The 536-nt window shown below is 43.3% G+C and carries 1 protein-coding gene; it reads left to right on the plus strand.

Features of this window, described 5'->3' with window-relative positions; all coding sequences use genetic code 11:
- On the plus strand, positions 1-536 hold a 536-nt coding region (locus tag EAH57_RS15820; protein ID WP_121930876.1), incomplete at both ends, for a GTP-binding protein.

Genomic DNA, 536 nt, shown 5'->3' on the forward strand with positions numbered 1-536 from the left:
AAGTTTGAACGTAATAAACCACACGTAAACGTGGGTACAATTGGTCACGTTGACCATGGTAAAACAACTTTAACTGCTGCGATTGCAACTATTTGTGCAAAAACTTACGGCGGTGAAGCGAAAGATTACTCACAAATCGACTCAGCTCCTGAAGAAAAAGCACGTGGTATTACCATTAATACATCACACGTAGAATACGATTCTCCAATCCGTCACTACGCTCACGTAGACTGCCCGGGCCACGCCGATTATGTTAAAAACATGATTACTGGTGCTGCTCAGATGGACGGCGCGATCCTTGTATGTGCTGCGACTGATGGTCCTATGCCACAAACTCGTGAACACATCCTACTTTCACGTCAGGTTGGTGTACCTTACATCATCGTATTCTTAAACAAGTGTGACCTTGTTGATGATGAAGAATTACTTGAATTAGTAGAAATGGAAGTTCGTGAACTTCTTTCTACTTATGACTTCCCAGGTGATGACACTCCAATCATCCGTGGTTCAGCGCTTCAAGCATTAAACGGTAACGA

The sequence above is a fragment of the Acinetobacter sp. 2JN-4 genome, assembly GCF_003687745.1.
GTDB classification, from domain to species: domain Bacteria; phylum Pseudomonadota; class Gammaproteobacteria; order Pseudomonadales; family Moraxellaceae; genus Acinetobacter; species Acinetobacter halotolerans.